Source organism: Oxobacter pfennigii (assembly GCF_001317355.1).
In the GTDB taxonomy this organism is placed as follows: Bacteria; Bacillota; Clostridia; order Clostridiales; family Oxobacteraceae; genus Oxobacter; species Oxobacter pfennigii.
Window position 1 is genome coordinate 165679 of the sequence record NZ_LKET01000032.1, and the last position, 22444, is coordinate 188122.

General features: G+C 36.8%; 20 protein-coding genes. 3 read left to right on the plus strand and 17 right to left on the minus strand.

What is annotated here, in order from left to right; genetic code table 11:
* Positions 1-205: 205 nt before the first annotated feature.
* Positions 206-2593, minus strand: a complete 2388-nt coding sequence (locus tag OXPF_RS10970; RefSeq protein ID WP_054875253.1) for a Lon protease family protein — start codon at positions 2591-2593, stop codon at positions 206-208.
* Positions 2594-2698: 105 nt separating this feature from the next.
* On the minus strand, positions 2699-3349 hold the full coding sequence (gene deoC, locus OXPF_RS10975; RefSeq protein ID WP_054875254.1) for a deoxyribose-phosphate aldolase: 651 nt from the start codon (positions 3347-3349) through the stop codon (positions 2699-2701).
* A 301-nt stretch (positions 3350-3650) separates the two neighbouring features.
* On the opposite strand from deoC, the gene OXPF_RS10980 reads away from it, so the two are divergent.
* The gene (locus OXPF_RS10980) at positions 3651-4043 is read left to right on the plus strand and encodes a hypothetical protein (RefSeq protein WP_054875255.1); all 393 of its coding nucleotides are present in this window, start codon (positions 3651-3653) and stop codon (positions 4041-4043) included.
* A gap of 14 nt (positions 4044-4057) precedes the next feature.
* Here the strand turns inward: OXPF_RS10980 and OXPF_RS10985 are convergent, their stop codons facing one another.
* From OXPF_RS10985 to OXPF_RS11010, 6 genes are all read right to left on the minus strand, one after another.
* Positions 4058-6778 carry a cation-translocating P-type ATPase gene (locus OXPF_RS10985; protein WP_054875256.1) on the minus strand — a complete coding sequence of 907 codons (2721 nt, stop codon included), beginning with the start codon at positions 6776-6778 and terminating at the stop codon, positions 4058-4060.
* 136 nt (positions 6779-6914) lie between these two features.
* Entirely contained in the window at positions 6915-7883 is a 969-nt protein-coding gene (locus OXPF_RS10990) for a polyprenyl synthetase family protein (RefSeq protein ID WP_054875257.1), read from the minus strand.
* A 15-nt stretch (positions 7884-7898) separates the two neighbouring features.
* Entirely contained in the window at positions 7899-8429 is a 531-nt protein-coding gene (locus tag OXPF_RS10995; protein WP_242854391.1) for a Gx transporter family protein, read from the minus strand.
* A complete protein-coding gene (locus OXPF_RS11000; RefSeq protein WP_054875258.1) occupies positions 8426-8827 on the minus strand; it encodes a NusG domain II-containing protein in 402 nt (133 codons plus the stop codon). The genes OXPF_RS10995 and OXPF_RS11000 overlap by 4 nt, the downstream gene beginning before the upstream one ends.
* Positions 8820-9869: an FAD:protein FMN transferase gene (locus OXPF_RS11005; protein WP_054875259.1), complete on the minus strand. Its 1050-nt coding sequence runs from the start codon at positions 9867-9869 to the stop codon at positions 8820-8822. Before OXPF_RS11005 ends, OXPF_RS11000 begins: the two co-directional genes overlap by 8 nt.
* A 370-nt stretch (positions 9870-10239) precedes the next feature.
* Complete coding sequence (locus tag OXPF_RS11010; protein ID WP_054875260.1) at positions 10240-11874, minus strand: putative manganese-dependent inorganic diphosphatase; 1635 nt, start codon at positions 11872-11874, stop codon at positions 10240-10242.
* A 330-nt stretch (positions 11875-12204) separates the two neighbouring features.
* Here OXPF_RS11010 and OXPF_RS11015 point away from each other — a divergent pair, with 330 nt between their 5' ends.
* On the plus strand, positions 12205-13431 hold the full coding sequence (locus tag OXPF_RS11015) for a hypothetical protein (RefSeq protein ID WP_054875261.1): 1227 nt from the start codon (positions 12205-12207) through the stop codon (positions 13429-13431).
* A 43-nt stretch (positions 13432-13474) separates the two neighbouring features.
* On the opposite strand, the gene ftsH is transcribed toward OXPF_RS11015, so the two are convergent.
* The 4 genes from ftsH to OXPF_RS11030 all read right to left on the minus strand — a co-directional run bounded on the left by ftsH (position 13475) and on the right by OXPF_RS11030 (position 17613).
* Positions 13475-15235 carry an ATP-dependent zinc metalloprotease FtsH gene (gene ftsH, locus OXPF_RS11020; RefSeq protein ID WP_054875262.1) on the minus strand — a complete coding sequence of 587 codons (1761 nt, stop codon included), beginning with the start codon at positions 15233-15235 and terminating at the stop codon, positions 13475-13477.
* Between the two features lie 170 nt (positions 15236-15405).
* Positions 15406-15549: a hypothetical protein gene (locus tag OXPF_RS22480; protein WP_160317204.1), complete on the minus strand. Its 144-nt coding sequence runs from the start codon at positions 15547-15549 to the stop codon at positions 15406-15408.
* Between the two features lie 342 nt (positions 15550-15891).
* The gene (locus OXPF_RS11025) at positions 15892-16875 is read right to left on the minus strand and encodes a zinc dependent phospholipase C family protein (RefSeq protein ID WP_054875263.1); all 984 of its coding nucleotides are present in this window, start codon (positions 16873-16875) and stop codon (positions 15892-15894) included.
* A gap of 24 nt (positions 16876-16899) precedes the next feature.
* Positions 16900-17613 (minus strand): metallophosphoesterase, encoded by a 714-nt coding sequence (locus tag OXPF_RS11030; RefSeq protein WP_054875264.1) that lies wholly within the window; start codon positions 17611-17613, stop codon positions 16900-16902.
* A gap of 165 nt (positions 17614-17778) precedes the next feature.
* Between OXPF_RS11030 and OXPF_RS11035 the strand changes: the two genes are divergently transcribed.
* Complete coding sequence (locus OXPF_RS11035; protein ID WP_054875265.1) at positions 17779-18408, plus strand: DUF3793 family protein; 630 nt, start codon at positions 17779-17781, stop codon at positions 18406-18408.
* Positions 18409-18448: 40 nt separating this feature from the next.
* Here OXPF_RS11035 and OXPF_RS11040 read toward each other — a convergent pair whose 3' ends face one another.
* The 5 genes from OXPF_RS11040 to OXPF_RS11060 form a co-directional block, all read right to left on the minus strand.
* Positions 18449-18967, minus strand: coding sequence for a peptidylprolyl isomerase (locus OXPF_RS11040; RefSeq protein ID WP_054875266.1), 519 nt, complete (start codon positions 18965-18967; stop codon positions 18449-18451).
* Positions 18968-19112: 145 nt separating this feature from the next.
* Positions 19113-19817 carry an ABC transporter ATP-binding protein gene (locus OXPF_RS11045; protein ID WP_054875267.1) on the minus strand — a complete coding sequence of 235 codons (705 nt, stop codon included), beginning with the start codon at positions 19815-19817 and terminating at the stop codon, positions 19113-19115.
* Positions 19810-20586 carry an ABC transporter ATP-binding protein gene (locus OXPF_RS11050; protein ID WP_054875268.1) on the minus strand — a complete coding sequence of 259 codons (777 nt, stop codon included), beginning with the start codon at positions 20584-20586 and terminating at the stop codon, positions 19810-19812. Before OXPF_RS11050 ends, OXPF_RS11045 begins: the two co-directional genes overlap by 8 nt.
* On the minus strand, positions 20567-21553 hold the full coding sequence (locus OXPF_RS11055; protein WP_423230580.1) for a branched-chain amino acid ABC transporter permease: 987 nt from the start codon (positions 21551-21553) through the stop codon (positions 20567-20569). Before OXPF_RS11055 ends, OXPF_RS11050 begins: the two co-directional genes overlap by 20 nt.
* The gene (locus OXPF_RS11060; protein ID WP_201779714.1) at positions 21554-22432 is read right to left on the minus strand and encodes a branched-chain amino acid ABC transporter permease; all 879 of its coding nucleotides are present in this window, start codon (positions 22430-22432) and stop codon (positions 21554-21556) included. It lies immediately after the preceding gene.
* Positions 22433-22444 lie beyond the last annotated feature (12 nt).

Sequence of the window (22444 nt, forward strand, 5' to 3'; positions counted from 1 at the left end):
TTTTGAACACTGCTTTCGCTATGTTCGAGTTCTGCAAGTTCTAAGGCTCCCTACCTTGAAAATACAAGAATTTTGATAACTCGCTATCGCTCAAACAATCTAAAATTCTAAGTATTTTCTGCGGCAGCGTCGCCAAGAACTTTTAAAGAACTCTCGCAATTCATTTACATTGTTCAAAATTTTGAAGCCCCTTTAGAATTTCTTTTTATGACTGTTTTGTTTCGTCCAACTTAGTGTAATTTCTTATTAGTTCTTTAAGGCGTTTATCTACAAGGAAATTGAAGGTATCTTCTTCAAACTCTCCCCTTTCATTATGGGAGCCTGCGGAAATTCCCGATAAAATCTCAATGCCTTCATCCACATTTTTAATGGCATATATGTGAAACAAGCCTTTTTTAATATCTGCGATTACATTATCCTCCAGTATAAGATCATCCACATTCTGATGGGGTATTATGACTCCCTGCATCTTGTTGAAACCTTTCATAGAGCATATTTTGTGAAAACCTTCAATTTTTTCATTTATTCCCCCGACAGGCTGCGCTTCACCCATTTGATTCAGTGAGCCGGTAACGGCTATATACTGCTTAAAAGGCATATTGGTCAGGCTTGAAAGTATTGCATAGAGCTCAGCAATTGAGGCGCTGTCACCGTCAATAAAACCATATAGCTGTTCAAAACATATATGAGCAGTAAGGGATAAGGGGATGTTCTTTGCATATTTTTCTCCTAAATAGCCTGCTATAATCATTATGCTTTTATTGTGTATATTGCCGCTCATGTGGACTTCCCGCTCGATATTTACTATGCCGCTTTTACCCATATATGTGGAAGCCGTAATCCTGTAAGGTTTCCCCAGTCTGCAGCCTCCCGACTCGATAACCGCCAGGCCGTTTATCTGACCTATTGCCTCACCGCTTACATCTATGATTATCTTTTTATTTTCATAGCTTCTTAGCATCCTGTCTTCAATCAAACCTTTTCTTTTTTTCTTTTCTTCTATAGCTTTTTTCACATTTTCCCTTGTTATATATTTGCTGCCTGAAATATCCGCCCATATATTGGATTCCTCAACTATATTCAAAATATCTTCCATGCAGCTGGATATCCTATTGCAATTTTCTGCTGCCCTTAAGCTCTGTTCAATTATTACCGCAAAGCCTTTGCTTTCAATATGATGCAGATTTTTCTTTCTGCAATATCCGGCTAAATATGATGCCAACTTATAAATGTTTCTTTCATTCTTCTCCATGCTTACGTCAAATTCCACTTTTATCTTAAACAAGTCATTGAATTCTTCCTCATATTCATACAACAGGTGATAAACTGACTCGTTCCCAATGAGTATAACCTTTATATCAACAGGTATGGCTTCCGGTTTTAAACCGTTTATAGTCAGAAGATCCATCTGGCTCCTTATGCCATCTATTTGAATCTCATTGCTGTTCAATACCCTTTTTAATCCATCCCAGGCCTTATAATTTTTAAGTATGTCGCTTACTTTTATAATCAGGTATCCCCCATTTGACTTTAACAGAGAACCTGCTCTTATCATAAGATAATCTGTGACTAAAGAGCCGTGCTTGCTTTCATATTCAATATTTCCAAACAGGTTATTATAGGTAGGCAATGATTCAAATATAACAGGTGCTCCTTTTGTTTCACTGTTATCGATAAGTAAATTCACCTTGTATCTTGCCAGTAAATCAGTTTTGCCGCTTTCTTTTGATTCCTTTGTCGTATCTTCCGTCAATACTTCAATATGCTTTAATATATCTTCCTTTACGCTGTCAAAATACTTTAATACTTTTCCGTAGGCCCTGTATTTTGACTTTATTCCAGTCATGGCATTTTCAACGACGTAGGAAGCCATTTCAATGTCTAAGCCCTCTATCTTATCATTTACTTCCTTCTCCGCTGTTTTCAACCTCCTTAATATTTCTATAGCCTTTAACCTCATGAGAGAGATATTTTCGGTTATTCTTTCCTTTTCCTCATTTAAAAGATTATCATATTCAAGTTCGCTCATGGCTTTGCCCTCCTTTACAGGTACGAAAGCAAAACCCGATGCCGCAACCTTCACCTGAAGGCCATAGCTTTGTGCAATGCTGTTTAATTCATCAACCAGAATTCCTTTTGTTTTTTGATAGCCCTCTAAAAGCTCGTTCTTTTGCTTATCATATTCTTCACCGCTGAAGGCCTCCGGCATTGTCTCTGCGATTTTTGCAACTATGAAACTCATGTCATGTTTAAATACCTTTCCTAACCCCTTTGGAAAATTCAATGCAATGGGCTCATATTCGCTTTCAAAATTATATACATAACACCAGTCATCAGGCGTATCATTTTCTTTTGCGGCTTGCTTTAGCGTTTCCATGGCATATTCAGTCCTTCTCGTGCCGTTATCTCCGGAAATATAAATGTTATACCCTTTTTCTTTTATGCTAATCCCGAATTTCATGGATAATTCTGCCCTTTCCTGCCCTATAAGACCGGTAAAGCTCCTCAAATCCTCTGTAGTCCTGAAATTTATTTCACCGGGATATTTGTTCTTTAACAACTGTTCCGGAGATACCCTGAAATCTTTCTTCATAAAGACACCTCGCTTTAAAGCCTTAATATATAATATTCAATATATTAATAATTATCGCTTTAAGAGCACATAAAAAAATAAACCTTTGCGGTTTATTTTTTATGTTTATTCAATTATTTTTATGGAGGAACTTGTACCTAACCTTGTTGCTCCGGCATTAATCATATTTACGGCATCCTCATAGGTCTTTATACCTCCCGAGGCTTTGACTCCTAAATGCTCCCCTACAGCCTCCCGCATAAGCTCTACATCATGTATAGTTGCACCTTTTATACCGAAGCCCGTGGATGTCTTCACAAAATGAGCTCCTGCGTCCATTGCTATTTTGCATACCTTTACCTTTTCATCGTCATCCAAAAGACAGGTTTCAATTATGACCTTTACAATTGCTTTATCCCTTACGGCTTCAACGACCCCATTGATATCATCCCTTACGTAATCATATTCCTTATTCTTTAAGGCACCTATATTTATTACCATATCAACCTCCACTGCGCCTTCTTCCACTGCTTTTTTCGCCTCAAAAATCTTTGTTTCCGTTGTATTGGCGCCCAGCGGAAAGCCTATGACTGTGCAAACGGATACACTGCTGCCGGAAAGTTTTTTTGCTGCAGCCTTTACAAAGTAAGGGTTTATGCACACCGATGAAAATCCGAAGTCCGTTGCTTCACTGCACAGCTTTTCAACATCCTTTATGGTGGCTTGAGGCTTTAAAAGTGTATGGTCTATCATGGAAGCTATAGTTTTTTTATCCATTATAATCCTCCGCATTTATTATAATATATTTATACCTTAAGGATATGCTATTATTAGGTTTGAATTTTAAGCTCTACAATTTTTATAATAATCCAAACGTATATATTAAATCAATTAATTTCGCTATTTATTATATGAACAAAATCTGATACTATATAATGGCATGATTAAAGTACTTTGTGCTATAATTGCTATATTAAAATAAATTCTGTAAATTGGTAGAAAATATCATTATATACTAAAACTATAATGAAATTGTGGTAGACCGCAATAATAATATATTTATGAGGGAGTTTTGATTATGGGTTTTAAGGACACTTTAAATGACATGCTGCAGCAAAGATTCTTAAAAAAATACGGCGATAGGCTTACAGGTCTTAGAGGAAACATAGTAAGTGTAAAAGTAACGGAAAAAACTTTTCTGTTTTTCATACATAACCTAAGAGTAGATATTTTATTAAGACCCGAAAGAAGCAAAAACATCGCAAGATGTTATTTTAAAAAGAGGACCTTCTTCAAGAAATTCAACATGATACATCTTCAGGTGGGCAATTTGGTTCTCATCCAGGGTATAAAGGAAAAAAACAGCGAAACTGTAGAAGCAATGAATATACAAAACCTTACAACAAAGAAAAGCATAATCGATGTAGATCAGCCCAAGCAAAAACAACAGAGGAAGATAATAAGAAAATAAGAACCCAAAGGTTCTTATTTTTTTGCCGGTTTAATGTAGTACGTAAGATTTATAACAAGGGATATTGCTCCTGAGAAGAACAGTATTTCTATCCAATCACCCAAGTCCAAACTTACGGTTTTGAAAACTGACTGGAGTGAAGGTATATAAATTGCTATGCACAGCATGCATATGGAAGTAATAACCGCAAATATGAGATAAATATTCTTGAAAAAATTTATTTCAAATATTGTATGTCTTTCCGACCTGCATTCGAACACGTGTATAAGCTGGGACATGACCAAAGTTGCAAAGGCCATGGTGCGAGCTTTTTCAAGACTGCCCGATAGTTTTAAGTTAACCAGGAATACAGTAATGGTACAAAGGCAGATAAGCACTCCTCTTATAATAATCTTATCGGCAAGGCCATGGGAAAAGATGCTTTCATCTTTTCCTCTGGGATGCCTTAACATTATGTCATTATCCGGCGGGTCCACTCCTAAGGCTATGGCAGGAAGGCCGTCAGTTACAAGGTTTACCCACAATATCTGTATAGGCAGAAGTGGTGTTGAGTATCCTATTAATGATGCTAAAAACATGGTCAATACTTCGCCTAAGTTACAGGATAAAAGATACCTTATGAATTTTCTTATATTATCATAAATTATCCTTCCTTCTTCCACAGCCGCAACAATGGTGGCAAAATTATCATCTAAGAGCACCATTGCTGAAGCTTCCTTGGTGACATCGGTACCTGTTTTGCCCATGGATACCCCGATATCCGCTTCTTTTATGGCAGGCGCATCATTTACTCCGTCTCCCGTCATCGCAACAATGCAGTCATTTTCCTTATAAGCCTTTACAATTCTCAATTTATGCTTTGGAGTGACCCTGGCATAAACAGAAACATCCATGGCAATTTTATTTAGAGTGCCATCGCTTATCTCATCCAGTTCTTTTCCAGTTAATACCTTGCTGCTTTTATCCATGAGCTTAAGGTCATTTGCTATGGCAATAGCTGTCTCTTTATGGTCTCCGGTAATCATAACAGGTTTTATGCCGGCTATTTTGCATATATTTACTGCTTCTTTTACCTCTTCCCGCGGAGGATCAATCATACCTGCCAGCCCTAAGAATACAAGATCTTTTTCTATCATTTCAACATCCATCTTTGAAGGAAGCTGCTCCAGCTTCTTATATGCAACGCAAAGCACCCTTAATGCCTTTTGGGCCATTTTGTCATTTGAAGATAATATGGATTTTTTTATCAAAGGAGATATTCTCTTTATACCGCTGCTTGTATGTATACTGCTTAAGCGGTCTATGGTATTATCCAAAGCCCCCTTTAAAAATACATAATACCCATTCTTGCATTTAACAACCACCGACATTCGCTTTCTGTCCGAATCAAAGGGTATCTCACCTACCCTTTGATACTTAATATCAATATCATTTTTAAGCTTTCCGGCTTTGTGCCCCAGTATCAGAAGGGCAACTTCTGTCGGGTCGCCTATCACTGATACCTCTTCTTTAGCCGTTCTTTTTAGCGGTATTAGCTTGCTGCTCTTTTTAGGTGATGAAATGCTTGAATTGCTGCAGGAGACCGCTGCCTCCATTAAAAGGCTTAAAACTTCACTTGCTTCAACATGTAACCTTCTTCCATTCATCGTGAAATCCCCTAAAGTATCGTAGCCGGTGCCAGATACCTCAATAACTCTCTCATCACAATATATTTCCTTTACCGTCATTTTATTTTCTGTCAGGGTTCCGGTCTTATCAGAGCATATTACGTTAGTACAGCCTAGGGTTTCAACGGCAGGAAGCTTCCTGATTAAGGCATTCCTTTTTAACATTCGCTGAACCCCCATTGTAAGGGAAACGGTAACGATAGCAGGAAGTCCTTCCGGAATGGCGGCTACTGCCAGGCTGACTCCCGTTAAAAACATTATGTATATTTCTTCACCTTTTAATATACCGGTGACTGTTACTACGATACATGCCAGCAAGCAGGCATATACCATGATTTTGCCCAGCTTCTCCAGCCTTTCCTGTAAAGGTGTCTGCTTTTCTTCAACGCTTTGCAGCATATCTGCAATCTTGCCCATCTCTGTTGCCATGCCCGTTGAAACTACTTGTGCCTTCCCTCTGCCGCCGGTTATTATGGTGCCCATATAAAGGGTGTTTACCGCGCCTGCGGCAACTGACCTTTTCACGGAAGGTTGTATGGGCCTTTTATCCACCGGCACCGATTCCCCTGTTAAAAGAGATTCATCTGCCTGCAGGCTCATTGCCTCAATCAATATGGAATCTGCCGGCACTCTGTCTCCTGACTCCAATACAATAATATCATCTGGAACTATTTCCCTTGCGGGTATTACCACGACATATCCATCCCTTATGGCTTTAACAGTAGGAGCTGCCAGTTCTTTTAAGGCTTCCATGGATTTTTCAGTCCTGTATTCCTGGATAAAACCCATTATTCCGTTTAATATTATTATGGCAGTGATGGTCAATGCATCTGCTCCTTCTCCCATAAGAGCGGAAATAACCGCTGCTCCCATAAGCACCCAAATCATAAAGTCATTGAATTGATTTAAAAAAATAAAAATTGCCGATTTCTTTTTCTTTTCTTCAATCTCATTAGCACCATATATTTTTATCCTCTTAGCCGCCTCAGCGCTGCTTAATCCCCTTAAGTCCGGCTTTAAATTATAAATATATGTATCCCTTTCTTCTACCTTGTTTCTTGACAGCATAAAAAACACCTCTTCTTGCCAATAAATATTAATCACAACTATCCTTACCTTAATTATATTTAGCTGTGACCTTTATTATTAATTGAAGCTCAATAAAAAAAACCTTAAGTTTTTACCTTAAGGGTTTTCGTTGATATTAATATTCTCTTTTTTTAAGACTTAAAATTATTGCTCTTAATGAATCCTTATATTTGCTTTCTTTTAAAACCTCTATGTTTTCCAAGCCTTTTTTTATGTAGCGGTCTACCAGGTTTATGGAATATTCCACTCCTCCTGACTGCCTTACGATTTCTACAATTTCATTTACGGTATCATTGTCATCTATAAGGTTTTCGTTAAGTTTCTCTCTTAAAAATTCCTTTCTGTCTGAATAATTAAGAGCATATATAAGAGGAAGGGTGTATATCCCATTTTTTATATCGTTGCCTACCGGCTTGCCTACAGTATCTTCTACTCCCACATAATCAAGGATGTCATCGGTAATCTGGAAGGCCATTCCAAAATTCATACCGTATGCGTACATATTCTTCATGGCTTTATAGTTTATAATCTTGTTGGCTATACCGGCTACACAGCTTAAGGCTAAAAGGACTCCCGTTTTGCGCTTAATTCTTCTCATGTATTTTAACAATGAAATGTTCAGGGAATATCTGCTCTCATATTGCTCTATTTCCCCTTCGCATATCCTTTTGATTGCCTTAGCGAAATTATTCAAATTGCTTTTGTCGGCATATTGGGCTATGGCCATAAAAGCCTGAGAAAATAAAAAATCACCTGCAAAAACGGCAATATCCTTTCCATATTTAGATTGTATTGTAGATTTTCCGCGCCTTAATACCGAATCATCCACAATGTCATCATGCACAAGGGTTGCCATATGTATTATTTCCATACATGCCGCTATGGGTATTAATTTATCAACTTTATTTCCAAGAGCCCTTCCGGTAAGCAAGGTAAGGGCTGGACGTATCCTTTTTCCTCCCGAGATTATCAACTCATTAACTGCTGTCGATATCAATTGCTGAGGGGTACTGGTACTCCGTACAATGAATTTCTCCAGTTCACATAATTCATCTTTTATCACATCCAGTTCCTTATAACTCACTTTAACCACCTCAAATTAATTATCATTAAAGTCAAGACCTAATTTACTGATATTTTTGATCAGCAAACCCTTGGCAAAATTGACTATAATTCCGATAAATACTCCTGTAACCAATGAAGATATCATGAGAACAGGCAAATATACATACAGCCTGAAATCGGAAATAATCAAACTTGCTATAAATAGTTGTCCTATATTGTGTGAGATAGCACCGACTATACTTATCCCAATTACGCTGAAACTATCTTTGAATAAATAAAATATAATTGCCATTACAGCAGCGCTTAAAAGGCCTCCTGTAACGCTGAATAAAAAAGCAGAAATGCTGCCTCCAAACAGCGAGCCCAGTAAACATCTGATTATTACTATTAAAAGTATTTCCCTGAAATTAAAAAACATCAATGCTATAACTGTTACAATATTTGCCAATCCAAGTTTTATGCCCGGTACCGTAAAGGGTACAGGCAACATGCCTTCAACCACATGAAGCACTAAAGCAACGGAGATAAACATCGCCAATGTTGTTAACTTTCTTAATTTTTTCAAATCCTGCCTCCCCCTCGCCAATAGGAAACATCTACTTCATTTCCTTCACCGGACATTTTAATTATTACACGATAAGGAAGACATACAATTATCTGACCGGGTTTGGAAATCCATGATGTGTTGACGCATACTTTATCGGGACAATTTGCTTCTTTTATCCTTATCATGCCGTCTTTGATTTCAACTACGGAATGTTCGCCGTTGGGCAGTTCAAGCTCAAAAGTTTGATTATCCATCTTTTTCAAATCATAACGTCCGTACTCTTTTCCGTCTACTTCTATTATTGCTATACCCTCTTTGCCTTCATTCAGCCTATCTATATAAAGATTTACTCCATAGCCGATTATTACTGCTGCTGTTATAAGAATGAGGAGTAATTTATCCCCTTTTTTAATCATTTTTAAAGTCCTCGCTTATAGAAGATATTATGCCCTCTATTCCCGGTGTAGAGAAAATTTTAAAATCATCTGTAGCAACAACACATTCCACACCTTCAATGCCTTCTATGAACTTGATCCCTTCTTCTGGCCCCAGCACAAAGACAACCGTGGACAATGCGTCTCCTGCCATTGCACTGTATTTTATCAACTTACTGTCCAAAACAACCGTATCGGAGATAATTCCGCTCATCGTAGGATATCCAGTTGCCGGGTTGAATATATGATGATATCTTTTGCCGTTATCGATAAAATATCTTTCATAATCTCCCGAAGTGGAAATGGCTTTGTCGCTTTCCCTTATTATTGCCAGATAATTGCCTGCCTCGGCTTTTCTTGGGTGCTGAAGCCCAATTGCCCATGGAGTATCTTTTTCTTTTTCGCCTACAACGGTTACATTGCTGCCGCCAAGATTTATTATCGCCTTATTTACGCCCTTCTCCTTTAGAATTTCTACAACGCAATCTGCTGCATATCCCTTTGCAATACCGCCTAAATCAAGAAGCATCCCTTTTTTTTCAAGGAATACGCTCTGCTCGGTTTCATTAAGTTTAATCCCTTTGTATCCTACCAGGGATAAGGCATCATATATTTCCTGCTGTGAAGGTATCCTGGCATTTTCCGTGCCTATTCCCCACAGCTTTATAACGGGCCCTATGCTTATATCAAAAACGCCGCTGCTTAATTCACTGAACCTTACGGCTTCTTTTATTATGTAAAAGACTTGAGGGTCTACCTTTACATAGTCCACTCCGGCATTTGAATTGATTTTAGAAACATCACTGGTTTCCATATTGACGCTAGTTAATCTCTCAATTTCGTCAATTTTTTCAAAAGCCCTTTTAACCGCTTCTTCGGCATTTTTTCCATAAGCCTTTATGGTCATCGGCGTGTCCATTTTTATCTGCGTATCTTCGTAGATTTTCTCGCTTTCATCACTGCCGCAGCCGTATAAAACAAAAATAAAAACCATCATTAAGGTTATATAAATAAATTTCTTCATTGTACTTTTTACCCCCAAACAACAAGAAGACGATAATAAATTTAGTCTACATCAGTATAACAAAATTTGTAGAAATAATGAAGGGTAATCATTTACAACATTACTAAAAAAATATTTAAAAAAACATTTATAAATATATTTCCCAGTGAAGTAAATAATTATATGTAAAGCTGCAAAATAATACACGCGCTTATTCCCAGTTTTTAATATACTATATTGTTAATAGAAAATACAAGAACCCAAATAAAAAATGCTCTTTAAAATGAAAATTTCGTCTAATTGAACATGGTTTTACAAAAAATATTATTTATTTACCATTCATCATGTTAAATATTTATATAAGTAACATGTGAAAAATAGCCCTTTTAGGCTATTTGTTCATTGCAGATGCTATATTGGGAATCACCTGTTTTTTTCTTGATACCACTCCGGGGAGGTAGACTGAATTCTTTGCGGTATGGACATTGAAGGCCTGTGTAATCATATCCCTGGATTTTCCCGTAAAAAGTATTTCCGAGCCTTTATTTATTATATCAGTCAGCATTAAAAGCACCAGGTCGTAGCCTCTTTTGATGCATATGTCCTCCATCAAATGCAAAAGCTCATCCTTGATGGAATTTATCCCTTCCAAATCCATCGTTGTTACTTGTCCTATACCAACCTTGCTTCTCCCAAGATTGAGCTCTTTAAAATCCTGATAAAATATGGCTTCAGGGCTTTTTCCCGCCAGGGAAGTGCCGGCTTTGAACATCATGCTGCTGAAATCATAAATATCTATTCCTGCGATATCCGATAATTTCCTTGCTATAACCTCATCTGTATTTGTCGAGGTGGGTGATTTGAACAGCAGTGTATCCGAGATAATGGCGCTGCACAATAATCCTGCGATTTTTCGAGGAATCGCTATACCGCTTTCAAAAAAATAACTGGCGATAATTGTTGAAGTGCTGCCTAAGGGGCGGTTATCAAAAAAAACCGGTGTTAATGTCTGAATATCCCCCACCCTATGATGGTCAATTATCTCTAATATTTCTGCTTCCTCTAAGCCATGTACCGACTGGGCTCGCTCATTATGATCCAATAATATTACTTTTTTTCTGTTTCCTTTAATAAGGTGATACCTCGAAATTGTGCCTATAACCTTGTTATTGTCTATTACAGGATAAGCCCTGTACCTGGTATCCAGCATAATCTCTTTTATTTCGTTTATGAAATCCTCATTGTCAAAGCTTATTATATTTTTGTTGCTTATGACATAACTTACAGGTATGCTCTGATTTATAAGCCTTGCCGTTGTAAAGGAATCATGGGGTACGGATATAACCATACAATTGTTATCTTCGGCATATTTAAGGAATTCGTCTTCCGGCTTGAAGTTGCCGGTTATTATAAGGCATGTCGCCCCTCTTTCAACTGCTCTTTTATGTACGTCTATCCTATCGCCTACGATTACTATATCATTTTTAAATATCCTCTTTACCACTTCTTCAATATCCATGGCAGCAACGATAATGTTATTTGTATTGGAAAAATCAAAGGTATAATTATTGATTACCCTTCCCGACATGGTTTCTATTATGTTCTTCAAACTTGTATTGCTTTTGGAAAAAAAATTATTTATGGAAACGTCCATATAATAACTTGTCAGGTCAGATAATGTACAAACACCTGTCAATTTGCCTGCAGTATCGATAACCGGCAGAGTTTTTACATTTTGCTTTTGCATTATGTTCCAGGCTTTTCTTATAGATATCTCAGGATAAATAGGTATAACCCTGTCTATTCCAACATCCTTTACTTGCATCTTTACAGTCGATATAAACTCCGGAATATCCGCATTGAAATATTCAAGGACAAATTCCGTCTCTTTATTTATTTCCCCCAGCCTTGCAGCCACGGCATTCTGAGTCCCTGTCTCTCTTTTATAATAGGCGTACCCAATGGCTGCACAAATTGAATCGGTATCGGGGTTTTTATGACCCATCACATAAACCTTTTCATCCATATAGAATCCCTCCCATCAGGGTTATTGACTTATTTTATGATACCTTCCAGACTTAAATTATATAAATAAAATGCATATAATGCAAGAAGCATAATATATGTGTACACACATATATTATGTATGTGCATACTATGTATATTTAGGATTCCCTAAAATATATATCATCATATAATAATATAAAGAGGATTTAGCCTTTAAAGGTTACCAGAAAGCTTTGTTACGGATATTTTTTTACAAAAAAAGAGGAAATATCACCTAAAGCTAGAATAAATATTATAAATTTATATCAATATATAAGGATGTAAAAAGCTATATCATAAGGAGAGCAATATGGCAAAATACTTTTCAGGAATTACTGTAAACGGAAACAAATACAGTATTTGTATAATTGATGATAACCTTAATGTTATATTCATGGATAATTTGGAAATCGACAAACTGGCGGACCTTTTAAAGCGTAAAAGCGTAACTGCATTATCGGTGGATTTTCCCGGTTTGATTTATCAAAAGAACGACAAGTTATCATTAAATAAGGACAGTTATAAAATCACATTAAAAAAGAGGGCCTTTGATAATACTATAAGCCTAAAAAGCCTATACACTTATCAGGATAAGTTCACACCTGATAAAGAGTACTTTAATTCAGCTTTGGATTTGATAAATAAGCTTAATAAATTAGGGTTTTCATTCAATAATCAGAATGAGGGAGATAAACCAATTATAGAATCTTATCCCGATTCATCTTTTTATGCATTGGGTTTGGCAGTAAATAACCCTTCCAGCGAAGATATTATAAAGAGAAAATATGATATCTTAAAAAACAAGGGTATGAGAATCAAAGACTTTTTTAATAAAAACATGAAGGATTATGATGCGGAAATAAATGTCTTGTGCCAGGCTTATACTTCATACCTTTATTTCAATAATGAATTCTCGTCTATCGGTTCCGATTCGGAAGGCCATGTTGTAATACCCGGAAAGGATTCAATAAGCAGAACAAACGGAATAAAGGAATTCAATAAAATTTCAGCTTCTGATAATAGGAATAATGAAAATAAATTCCATCGTTCAGGTGAAAAGAACGACCACTCTGCAAATGGGAATGGCAGAGCTAAAAACAACGGTAGAGTAATTAGCAGCAAGGTATATTCCGAAAACGGGAATTCAGCAGAGAGCAAGGCTGTTGCTGACAAGCCAATTGCAGAAACCAAATTATCTTTTGACGGCAAGGCAGTTGCTGAGTACTGCGGCGCCCAATATTTGTATACCAATGTGGATGGGATAATACGCATAAACGATTTACGCCCCATTAAAAGCTACAGGCCTTTTACTGAAATTTATGAGATGAGGCATATAAAGCAGGTACAGGTGGTTATCGGCACTACTGACGGTTTAAGAAAAGTTAAGGCTAACCTTATACCCAACTATGAGAATTCCAACAGCTTTAAAGCTGCTGAAGATGAGGATAAAAAGAAACTTGATAACTTCTGGGGAAACCATGGCGACAAACGGGGCTATCTGATTAAGTTTAACAAGGTGGAGGTCATAAAAGCATAAAAGAATCACGGGTTAAGCACCCGTGATTCTTTTATTAGCGCAGCTATGCAGCCAATATGGACTCTATGTCCTGCTCCTCTAAGGTTTCTTTTACAAGCAGCTCATTTGCCATCAGATCCAGCTTATCTTTATTTTCTTCCAGCATTTTTTTAACCACTGAGTAAAGATTATTTAGCATTTCCTTACAGCCGTATAAAATATCATCATTTATGCTGGTAAAGCTGTTTCTGTATAATACATCATAGCTTAAAAGGCCTGCATCTTTATCCATGCCAAACCTTTTAACCATGGATAAAACTATCTCTGTAGCTCTCTCCAAGTCTCCGGAAGCCCCTGTCGTTATGTTTTCTTCACCGAATATTATCTCTTCTGCGCATCTTCCACCTAAGCTAATCATTATGTCCTTTTCCATATCTTTTTTTGTTCTATACATTCTGTCAGGAGGTATATTCACAGTATATCCCCCTGCCCCCTTGGTGCTTGGGATTATGGTTACCTTGGTTATTTTGTTATCGGGAGCAATAAGCTTTCCAATCAAAGCATGTCCTGCTTCATGATAGGCGGTAATTTTTCTGTCAATTGTCCTTAATGAACTTCTGTCCTTTTTCTCCGCGCCTGCAATAACGGTATAAAATGCCTGGTCGATGTCCGCTTTTTCAATTGCTGCGGCATTTCTTTTTGCCGCAAATATGGCAGCTTCATTTATCATGCTCTCCAGCATGGCGCCGCTGAAATATACCGCCTGCTCTGCTAATCTTTTTAAATCTATGTCAGAAGATAAGGGCTTTCCCTTTACATGGATTTTTAGTATTTCGTGCCTTCCGTTAATATCAGGAAGTCCTACCTCTACCAGCCTGTCAAACCTTCCGGGACGCAGTAATGCTTCATCTATTGTATCCAACCTGTTTGTAGCCGCGATAACCACTATACCCTGGCTTTCATTAAATCCTGACATTTCAGCCAGAAGAGCATTTAGAGTCTGCTCTCTTTCATCGTTTCCGCCGTCTATTCCTCCGCCGTCTCTCTTTTTCCCGAGAGCATCTATTTCATCTATGAAGATTACGCATTTACCCTTTTCCCTTGCTTTCTTAAACAAGTCTCTTATTCTGCCGGCTCCTACGCCAACATATACCTGTACAAAATCCGAACCTGACAGTGCATAAAAAGGGACACCTGCTTCTCCTGCCACAGCCTTTGCAAGCAATGTCTTACCTGTGCCCGGCGGTCCGTAGAACATTACGCCTTTAGGCATTCTTGCACCGTATTTTAAGTATTTATCGGGATCCTGAAGAAAGTCTACAATGTCCTTTACGCTTTCCTTCGCTTCTTCGTTGCCTGCAACATTTGTAAAGCCTATGGGCACATTGTTTTCAGCTTCTTTAGACATTGCCGTGACATCCATAATTCCGCCGCTTCTCTGCTTTGCTGTCGTAGTAACCAGGAAATAACCTATGATTCCGAAGAGTATCAGGGTAGCAGCAAATCCCATGGCTTTTTCACCAATTGAGTTTGATTCAGCTTCGTTAACCTTGACATCCTTCTTTAAAAGCTCTTCCTTTAAGCTGTCACTCCTTGGGTTATCGGTATAATATATGCTTCCGTCCTTCATTTTCACTTTTAATTCAGGCTTGTTAGAAAGGTAAACTGTCTCAACTTTATTGCTTTCAATAGAGCTTAGAAAATTATTATAAGTCATTATATTCTTTTCAGGTCTTGAAATTAAGTATCCTGCTCCAAGAAGTGATATTATAACTATAATAATTAATGTAATTGCAATAAACTTATTCTTTCTTCTTCCACGCACTCATATCACTCCTTATATTATAGTTAACATAATATTAATTATAGCTTTAAATATATGAATTTCGCAATGTCAATATAATGCAATTTACCTTTAAAATTACACACATTATTACTCAACTGACTGCAAAGAGCCAAATAAAAAAAGCAGCGCAATGCTGCCTCTTTATTTATTTAGTAAACCATATAATCCGTAAGCTTCAAACATCCATTTCTAATGATGTCTTTTTTATCCTGTTTTTTTTCTGCAGGCTTCATAGTTTCAGCCTCTTTAGTATTTACATTGTTTTTTAACACCCTAATAGTATTGATATCCATAAAATCACCTCAAATAAAATTTATTTAGCGTTAAAGGATATCAACCTATACATATGTTTCGTCATCTTTGTGTATTATTCTTAAATCCTCAAAGTAAATCAGTTTGTAGCGTAACATAGCTACTCCCCTCCTAACTTTCTTTTACCTTATACTACTCCCTTTTGTATGTTTATTATATCATTAGTCAATATCTATAAACAAGTTTGCCAATCCTTCATAAACAGCCTGTATAAGCCTTATTCCGAAAGCTAACAAAATAAGTCCCGCCTTCCTTTAAAGTTCTCTAATCTCCTCTAATCTCCTTTGATTTCTAAATAAATTTATTTATATTTATTCATCTTTTTAATCAAATATATTATTAAAGCAAATCATCCTTTGCTCATTTTGGCTTATATCAGTATTTGTGAGAAAGGAAAAATTTCCTATACTCTCTTTGAATTTATTAATATCTCTTTTTTTGTATAAATAATCAATGGCTGACTTCAACATATCGGCTGCAAGCTCAACTGTCCTTTCAAATATTGTATAAAAATCCTCACGGCTTGTATTTCTAAAATCACAGGGGTGAGGCCAATCTCTTCCCTTTTCATTCATATAATCTCTTAAATTAGGATTTGTAGGATAAAAATAATCCCCATAGCCTAATACTTTCATGGTATACCTTTTTATAAAAATAGGGTCATAGAAAATTTTCCATGCACTTTTTATTGCCCTATAGGATTCATTGATGTAATCGCCGGATAACTTTGAAACTATATTCCCAAAATATCCATTTAATATCTTTCTGTATATATATACAATGCCTTTCGGCATAGTTTCTCCCACATCTAAAAGCTCATGCATTTTAACCTTGTTTACGTCCAGTCCGTATAACCTTCTTGCTAAATGATAGTCTATAGATAATTCCATAATTTTGTGTGCATGTTTTAGCTTATATGTGTCGGGATTGTTTTCATCGTACACTCCCGACCTGCTGAAAACAAATGGGTGGGCTATTCTGTCCGCTGCATAATGGCAGATATAGCCAAGAAAATATAACACTCTCATATCATCAAGTATTTCTTTTTCATCTAAATCCTCATTTTTAATATATTCAAATGCGCTTACTATGAAATCTCCGCAGTTTTTTGTGTGCATTTCATCTCCCAATTCATTTACTGTTCTATTAGCCTTCCAGGGATAAAAATTGTGGTATAAAAAAATATCAGGTCCCATACACCCCAAGAAAAATATATTCTGAGGCTGTATGCAATATCCGTCTTCCATTATATTAAGCCTTTTTATACTCTCTTTTCCGTTAGCAACATGGGTAAATATATCTGGCATTTTATCCCTCTCTTATATATAAATTTATATTATCCTATTTCTCTTTACGGGAGTTATGCCTTTTAGGGAAAAGTCCAGATAATCGCAGGACACGTTATAGAAATCAATGCCTTCGATACTTCCTTCCATTGTGTTTTTAAGACTTTCTCCATGAAGATGCCCGTATACACATGCCAATACATCGAACCTCTTCATTATATGAACGAATTCCGATATACTGTTTTTCTCATTTACCGGCGGGTAATGTATCATAACTATAATAGGTTTATCTGAAGCCTTAACTGCCTTATTAAGAGACATTTCGAGCCTCAAAAGCTCTCTTTTATAAATCTTCTCATCATCTTTTTTAAACCTGTCATCTTCAGGGAGGAGCCACCCCCTTGTACCGCAAACATTATATTCACCAATATCAATAAAATCATTTTGTATTATAAACATATTATGAGAGAGGATATTTCTTATCTTGGTGGGTGATTCCCACCAATAATCATGGTTTCCTTTGATCAATATCTTTTTTCCCGGAAGCTCTCCAATCTCCAGTAAATCCGGCAATGCGCCTTCGAGTGTGATAGCCCATGATATATCACCAGGTATGAGGACTACATCATCAGTATTTACTTTATTTCTCCAATCATACCTTATCTTATGCCAATGATCAGTCCATGCGTTTCCGAATATATTCATGGGCTTTGGATCAGACTTTGAAAGATGAAGATCACTAATTGCATATATCTTCATTTTAATTCTCCTTGCGCTTAAATAACTGCTATATTTTTATTATTGTCAAATTATCTATCTAATGTAATAGTTTATTTTAAATTTGGTAAAATAACAATATTCTTATTGTATAGTCAGTAAAATTTTATATCCTGAAAACCAAATTAAAAGTTTTGAGAGGTTTATATGTCACTCGATAATTATGATATATTCCACAAGCTTTTATTCCTTACAACTGAATTGGATGACAGTATCAATCACTTAGCCCAGATTATCGTATTAAACAGCTGTGCAGTTCTTTTAGGAACCAAACCTGCCTGTACAATTACCTTCAGCAGCATGCATAAGAGCAATACTTTAGAACTGTGGAACAGGCATAAGGAAATCGTAATTAATAATTCGAAGCTCACTTTCTATGAGCTTTATGCCGGTGAGAGTTTTACTGTTATGCTGTTATATGATGAGGATAAATTAAACCTTAAGCTTAATGACGGCCAATCACAATTTTTTCTGGGTTCATTAGGTTATGATTTAAACCTTTCATTAGATGAAAAGCTGTTAATACTTAAAGAAAAATTCAAGATTGGCCTCCCTCACGAAATGGGTATATTTTTAGGCATACCTCTTAAAGATGTAATGGGTTTTACCGGTTATATTCCCCTTCCAAAGCTTTGCAATTTAGGGTGGGTAATATACGGAAGCCTTGAGCCCTCAATCAGCTTATATAAACATTATAAAATATGCAAAACTGTTATGATAGAATTGCTTTTAAGCGATATAAACCCTCTTGATATATTAAATAAATACCCTGTATAGCAGAACCCGCTGACTTAATTTTATCTCAGCGGGTTTTTTACTATGATATCTCAGGTTCTTTATATTCAATCCCAAAAAGCTCTATAGTTACTTCTTTCATTTTTTGCTCATCCACGGGTGTATCCCTTCTGTCTGTCTGGACCGATACTATTTTATCAACGGCGTCCATCCCTTGGATTACCTTTCCGAAGGATGCATATTGGCCGTCTAGATGAGGAGCATCATCCACCATTATGAAGAATTGGGAGCCTGCAGAATCAGGATGTCCTGAACGTGCCATGGATATAACTCCGCGCTCATGTTTTAATGTATTAGTAAAGCCGTTAGCATTAAATTCTCCCGGAATAGTATATCCGGGACCTCCTATTCCAATGCCTTCAGGATCTCCCCCCTGAATCATAAATCCCGGGATAACCCTGTGGAATATAACTCCGTTATAAAAATTTTTCTTAATAAGGGAAATGAAATTATTGACGGTATTAGGTGCTATATCAGGATAAAGTTCTATTTTAATAGCATCACCGTTCTCCATAATTATTGTAGCAACTGGATTTGCCATGTATTTTCCTCCTTTAAATATATAGATGTAAGAGCACACTAATTTATGTTACCATATGTATCCTTGTCCTGTCATGCTATTTTTATTTATAGCAAAAAAGGGTAAAAAGATACCGAGCACATATTGAATGTGCACGGTATCTTTTTTAGTCCCCAAGATATGCTTTTTTTACATCTTCATTTTCCATAACTTCTTTGGCATCGCCTTCAAGAACTATTGAGCCGGTTTCTAAAACATAGGCTCTGTTAGCAATCGAAAGTGCCATATGGGCATTCTGTTCTACAAGAAGAACTGTTCTTCCTTCCTCATTTATCTCTTTTATGATTTTGAATATTTCCTTTACGAGAAGAGGTGATAAGCCCATTGACGGTTCATCCAATAAAAGAAGCTCAGGATTTGACATCAATGCTCTTCCAATAGCTAGCATTTGCTGTTCTCCTCCGGATAATGTTCCGGCAATCTGATTTATTCTTTCCTTCAATCTTGGAAATTTTTCATATACCAATTCGTAATCTCTTCTTATCTTTTCAACATCTTTTCTAAGGTAAGCTCCCAGTTCAAGGTTTTCTCTTACACTCATCCTCGGAAAAATTCTTCTCCCTTCTGGAACCTGACATAGGCCCATCGCAACTATGGAACTGGCTTCTGCATTGGTTATATCTTTTCCTTTATAAGTAATTTCTCCACTGGCTACCTTTTCCAATGAGGAAACAGCTCTGATTGTAGTTGTTTTACCTGCTCCGTTTGCACCTATAAGTGTTACAACTTCTTTTTCTTTTACTGAAAAGCTTATGCCTTTAATGGCATGGATATTGCCATAATAAACGTTAATGTCTTTTACATCAAGCACTTACAGAGACCTCCTCGCCGATATATGCTTCTATAACCTTAGGATTCCTCTTTATTTCATCAGGTACTCCCCTGGCTATAGTCTGACCATGGTCAAGAACTATTATTTTTTCGCATATATTCATAACAAATTTCATATCGTGTTCTATCAATAAAACAGATAAATCGAATTTTTCCTTGACGAATTTAATTGTTTCCATCAAATCCATAGTTTCCTGCGGATTCATACCTGCAGCCGGTTCGTCAAGAAGCAGCAGTCTTGGGCTGGTAGCCAATGCCCTTGCAATTTCCAACCTCCTCTGCTTTCCGTAAGGTAAGTTCTTAGCCAAATCAGCTGCATTTTCATGTAAGCCGAATATTTCAAGGAGCTCCATGGCATTCTTTTCAATCTGCTTTTCTTCCTTGTAGTATAATGGAAGCCTCAAAATGCTTGAAATAAGTCCGTTTTTAGCTCTGAAATGATAAGACAGCCTTACGTTATCAAGTACTGTTAAATCTTTAAAAAGCCTGATGTTCTGGAAAGTCCTTGCAACACCCATCTTTGTTATTTCATAGGGTTTATGCCCTACAAGACTTTTACCGTCAAGTTTAATTTCACCTGTAGTAGGCTGATACACGCCGGTTAACATATTAAAGCATGTAGTTTTACCTGAGCCGTTAGGTCCTATAAGCCCATGTATCTCATTTTTTTCAAGGGTAAGATTAAATTCAGAAACAGCTTTTAAGCCTCCGAATAATATGGATAGATTATCAACTCTTAGAAGTTCCATCTTTAACCCCCCTTTCCTTGCCGAATAATTTTTTCAATCTTTTTGCAGCACCTGAGATAGAAAGTTCTTTTGTTCCCAAAAGGCCAGAAGGTCTGTAAATCATAACTAGAATTAGTGCCAGAGAATAAATAACCATTCTGTAATCACTGAACTGTCTGAGGGCTTCAGGTAAAATTGTCAGTACTATTGAAGAGAATATAGAACCAATGATACTGCCCATACCGCCCATAACTACCATTATTACAATATCAATGGACTTTAAAAAATCAAAGGATTTCGGGTTGATATACATAATGTAATGAGCATATAATCCTCCTGCTATTCCGGCAAAAGCAGCAGCTACGGTAAATGCCATAACTTTATATTTTGTAGTATTTATTCCCATGGCTTCTGCGGCTATTTCATCCTCTCTTATGGACTTTAGAGCTCTTCCATGAGTTGAATTTATAATATTTATTACAACCAATACGGTAACAACCGCCAGTAAATATACAATATCAAATGTAGTCTTTTTGGGAATGCCCATAAGACCCCTTGCACCGCCAACATATTCAATATTAACAAATAAAACCCTTATTATTTCACCAAAACCTAAGGTTGTTATAGCAAGATAATCACCTTTCAGTCTCAATGTCGGGAAGCCTATAAGGCAGCCTACAATTGCAGCTGCAATTCCGCCTAAAATTAAGGCAGGCAAAAAAGGAATACCCATCTTGATTGATGCAACTGAAGCCACATAGCCTCCTACGGACATAAAACCAGCATGTCCTAATGACAGCTGCCCTGTTATACCGTTTATAAGGTTTAAGCTTACTGCCAATATGATGTTTATACCGGCAAAGGTGATAATCTGTATATGATAATTATTTAATACCTGATAACGCATAAGATTTGCCAGCACTAAATATACTAATACCGCAATCCCTATAACGATTAAATATTTTGTTCTCTCTTTCAATTTTGTCACCTACACTTTCTCGCTGGTCTTCTTGCCCATCAATCCTGACGGTTTTACAAGAAGTATTATAATTAATATTGCGAAAGCTATGGCATCAGAAAGTTGTGTAGATATATAACCCTTAGTCAATGTTTCGGCTATACCCATTAAAAATCCGCCGGCCATGGCACCAGGTATTATACCTATACCTCCTAAGACAGCGGCTATAAATGCTTTTAACCCTGACATTACTCCCATAAGAGGGTCAATTCTCTGATATACTATACCAACCAGTACACCTGCCACGGCAGCTAATGAAGAACCTATGGCAAAGGTGTAGGATATTGTCCTGTCGATGTTTATCCCCATCAGCTTTGCTGCGTCCTTATCCTGGGAGACTGCTCTCATAGCCTTTCCAACTTTTGTTTTGTGGACTATAAACTGCAGTATCAGCATCAGTATTACAGAAACAGAAAAAACTACTATCTGTAAGTTATTTATCTGTAAGCTTCCTATATTAATAATCTGAACTTTAATCAACTCAGGGAAGCTCCTTGGATTTGGACCTATGAAAATTCTTACAAGATTCTCAATAAGCAAAGAAACACCTATAGCTGTAATAAGGTTTGTTACTTTAGGTGCTGTCCTTATGGGCCTGTATGCAAGTTTTTCAATTGTTAGACCTAAAATAGCACTGGTAGCCATTGCTATTAAAAGTACGGGTAAAAAAGGCAATTTCAATGCCCCAGCAGCAAAAAAAGCAGCATATGCTCCTACCATGTAAATATCGCCATGGGCAAAATTTATTAACTGCACTATACCATAAACCATTGTGTATCCCAGAGCGATTAGCGCATATACGCTTCCAAGAGCAATACCGTTTATAGTTTGCTGTAGAAATACCATCATCCTCATCTCCTA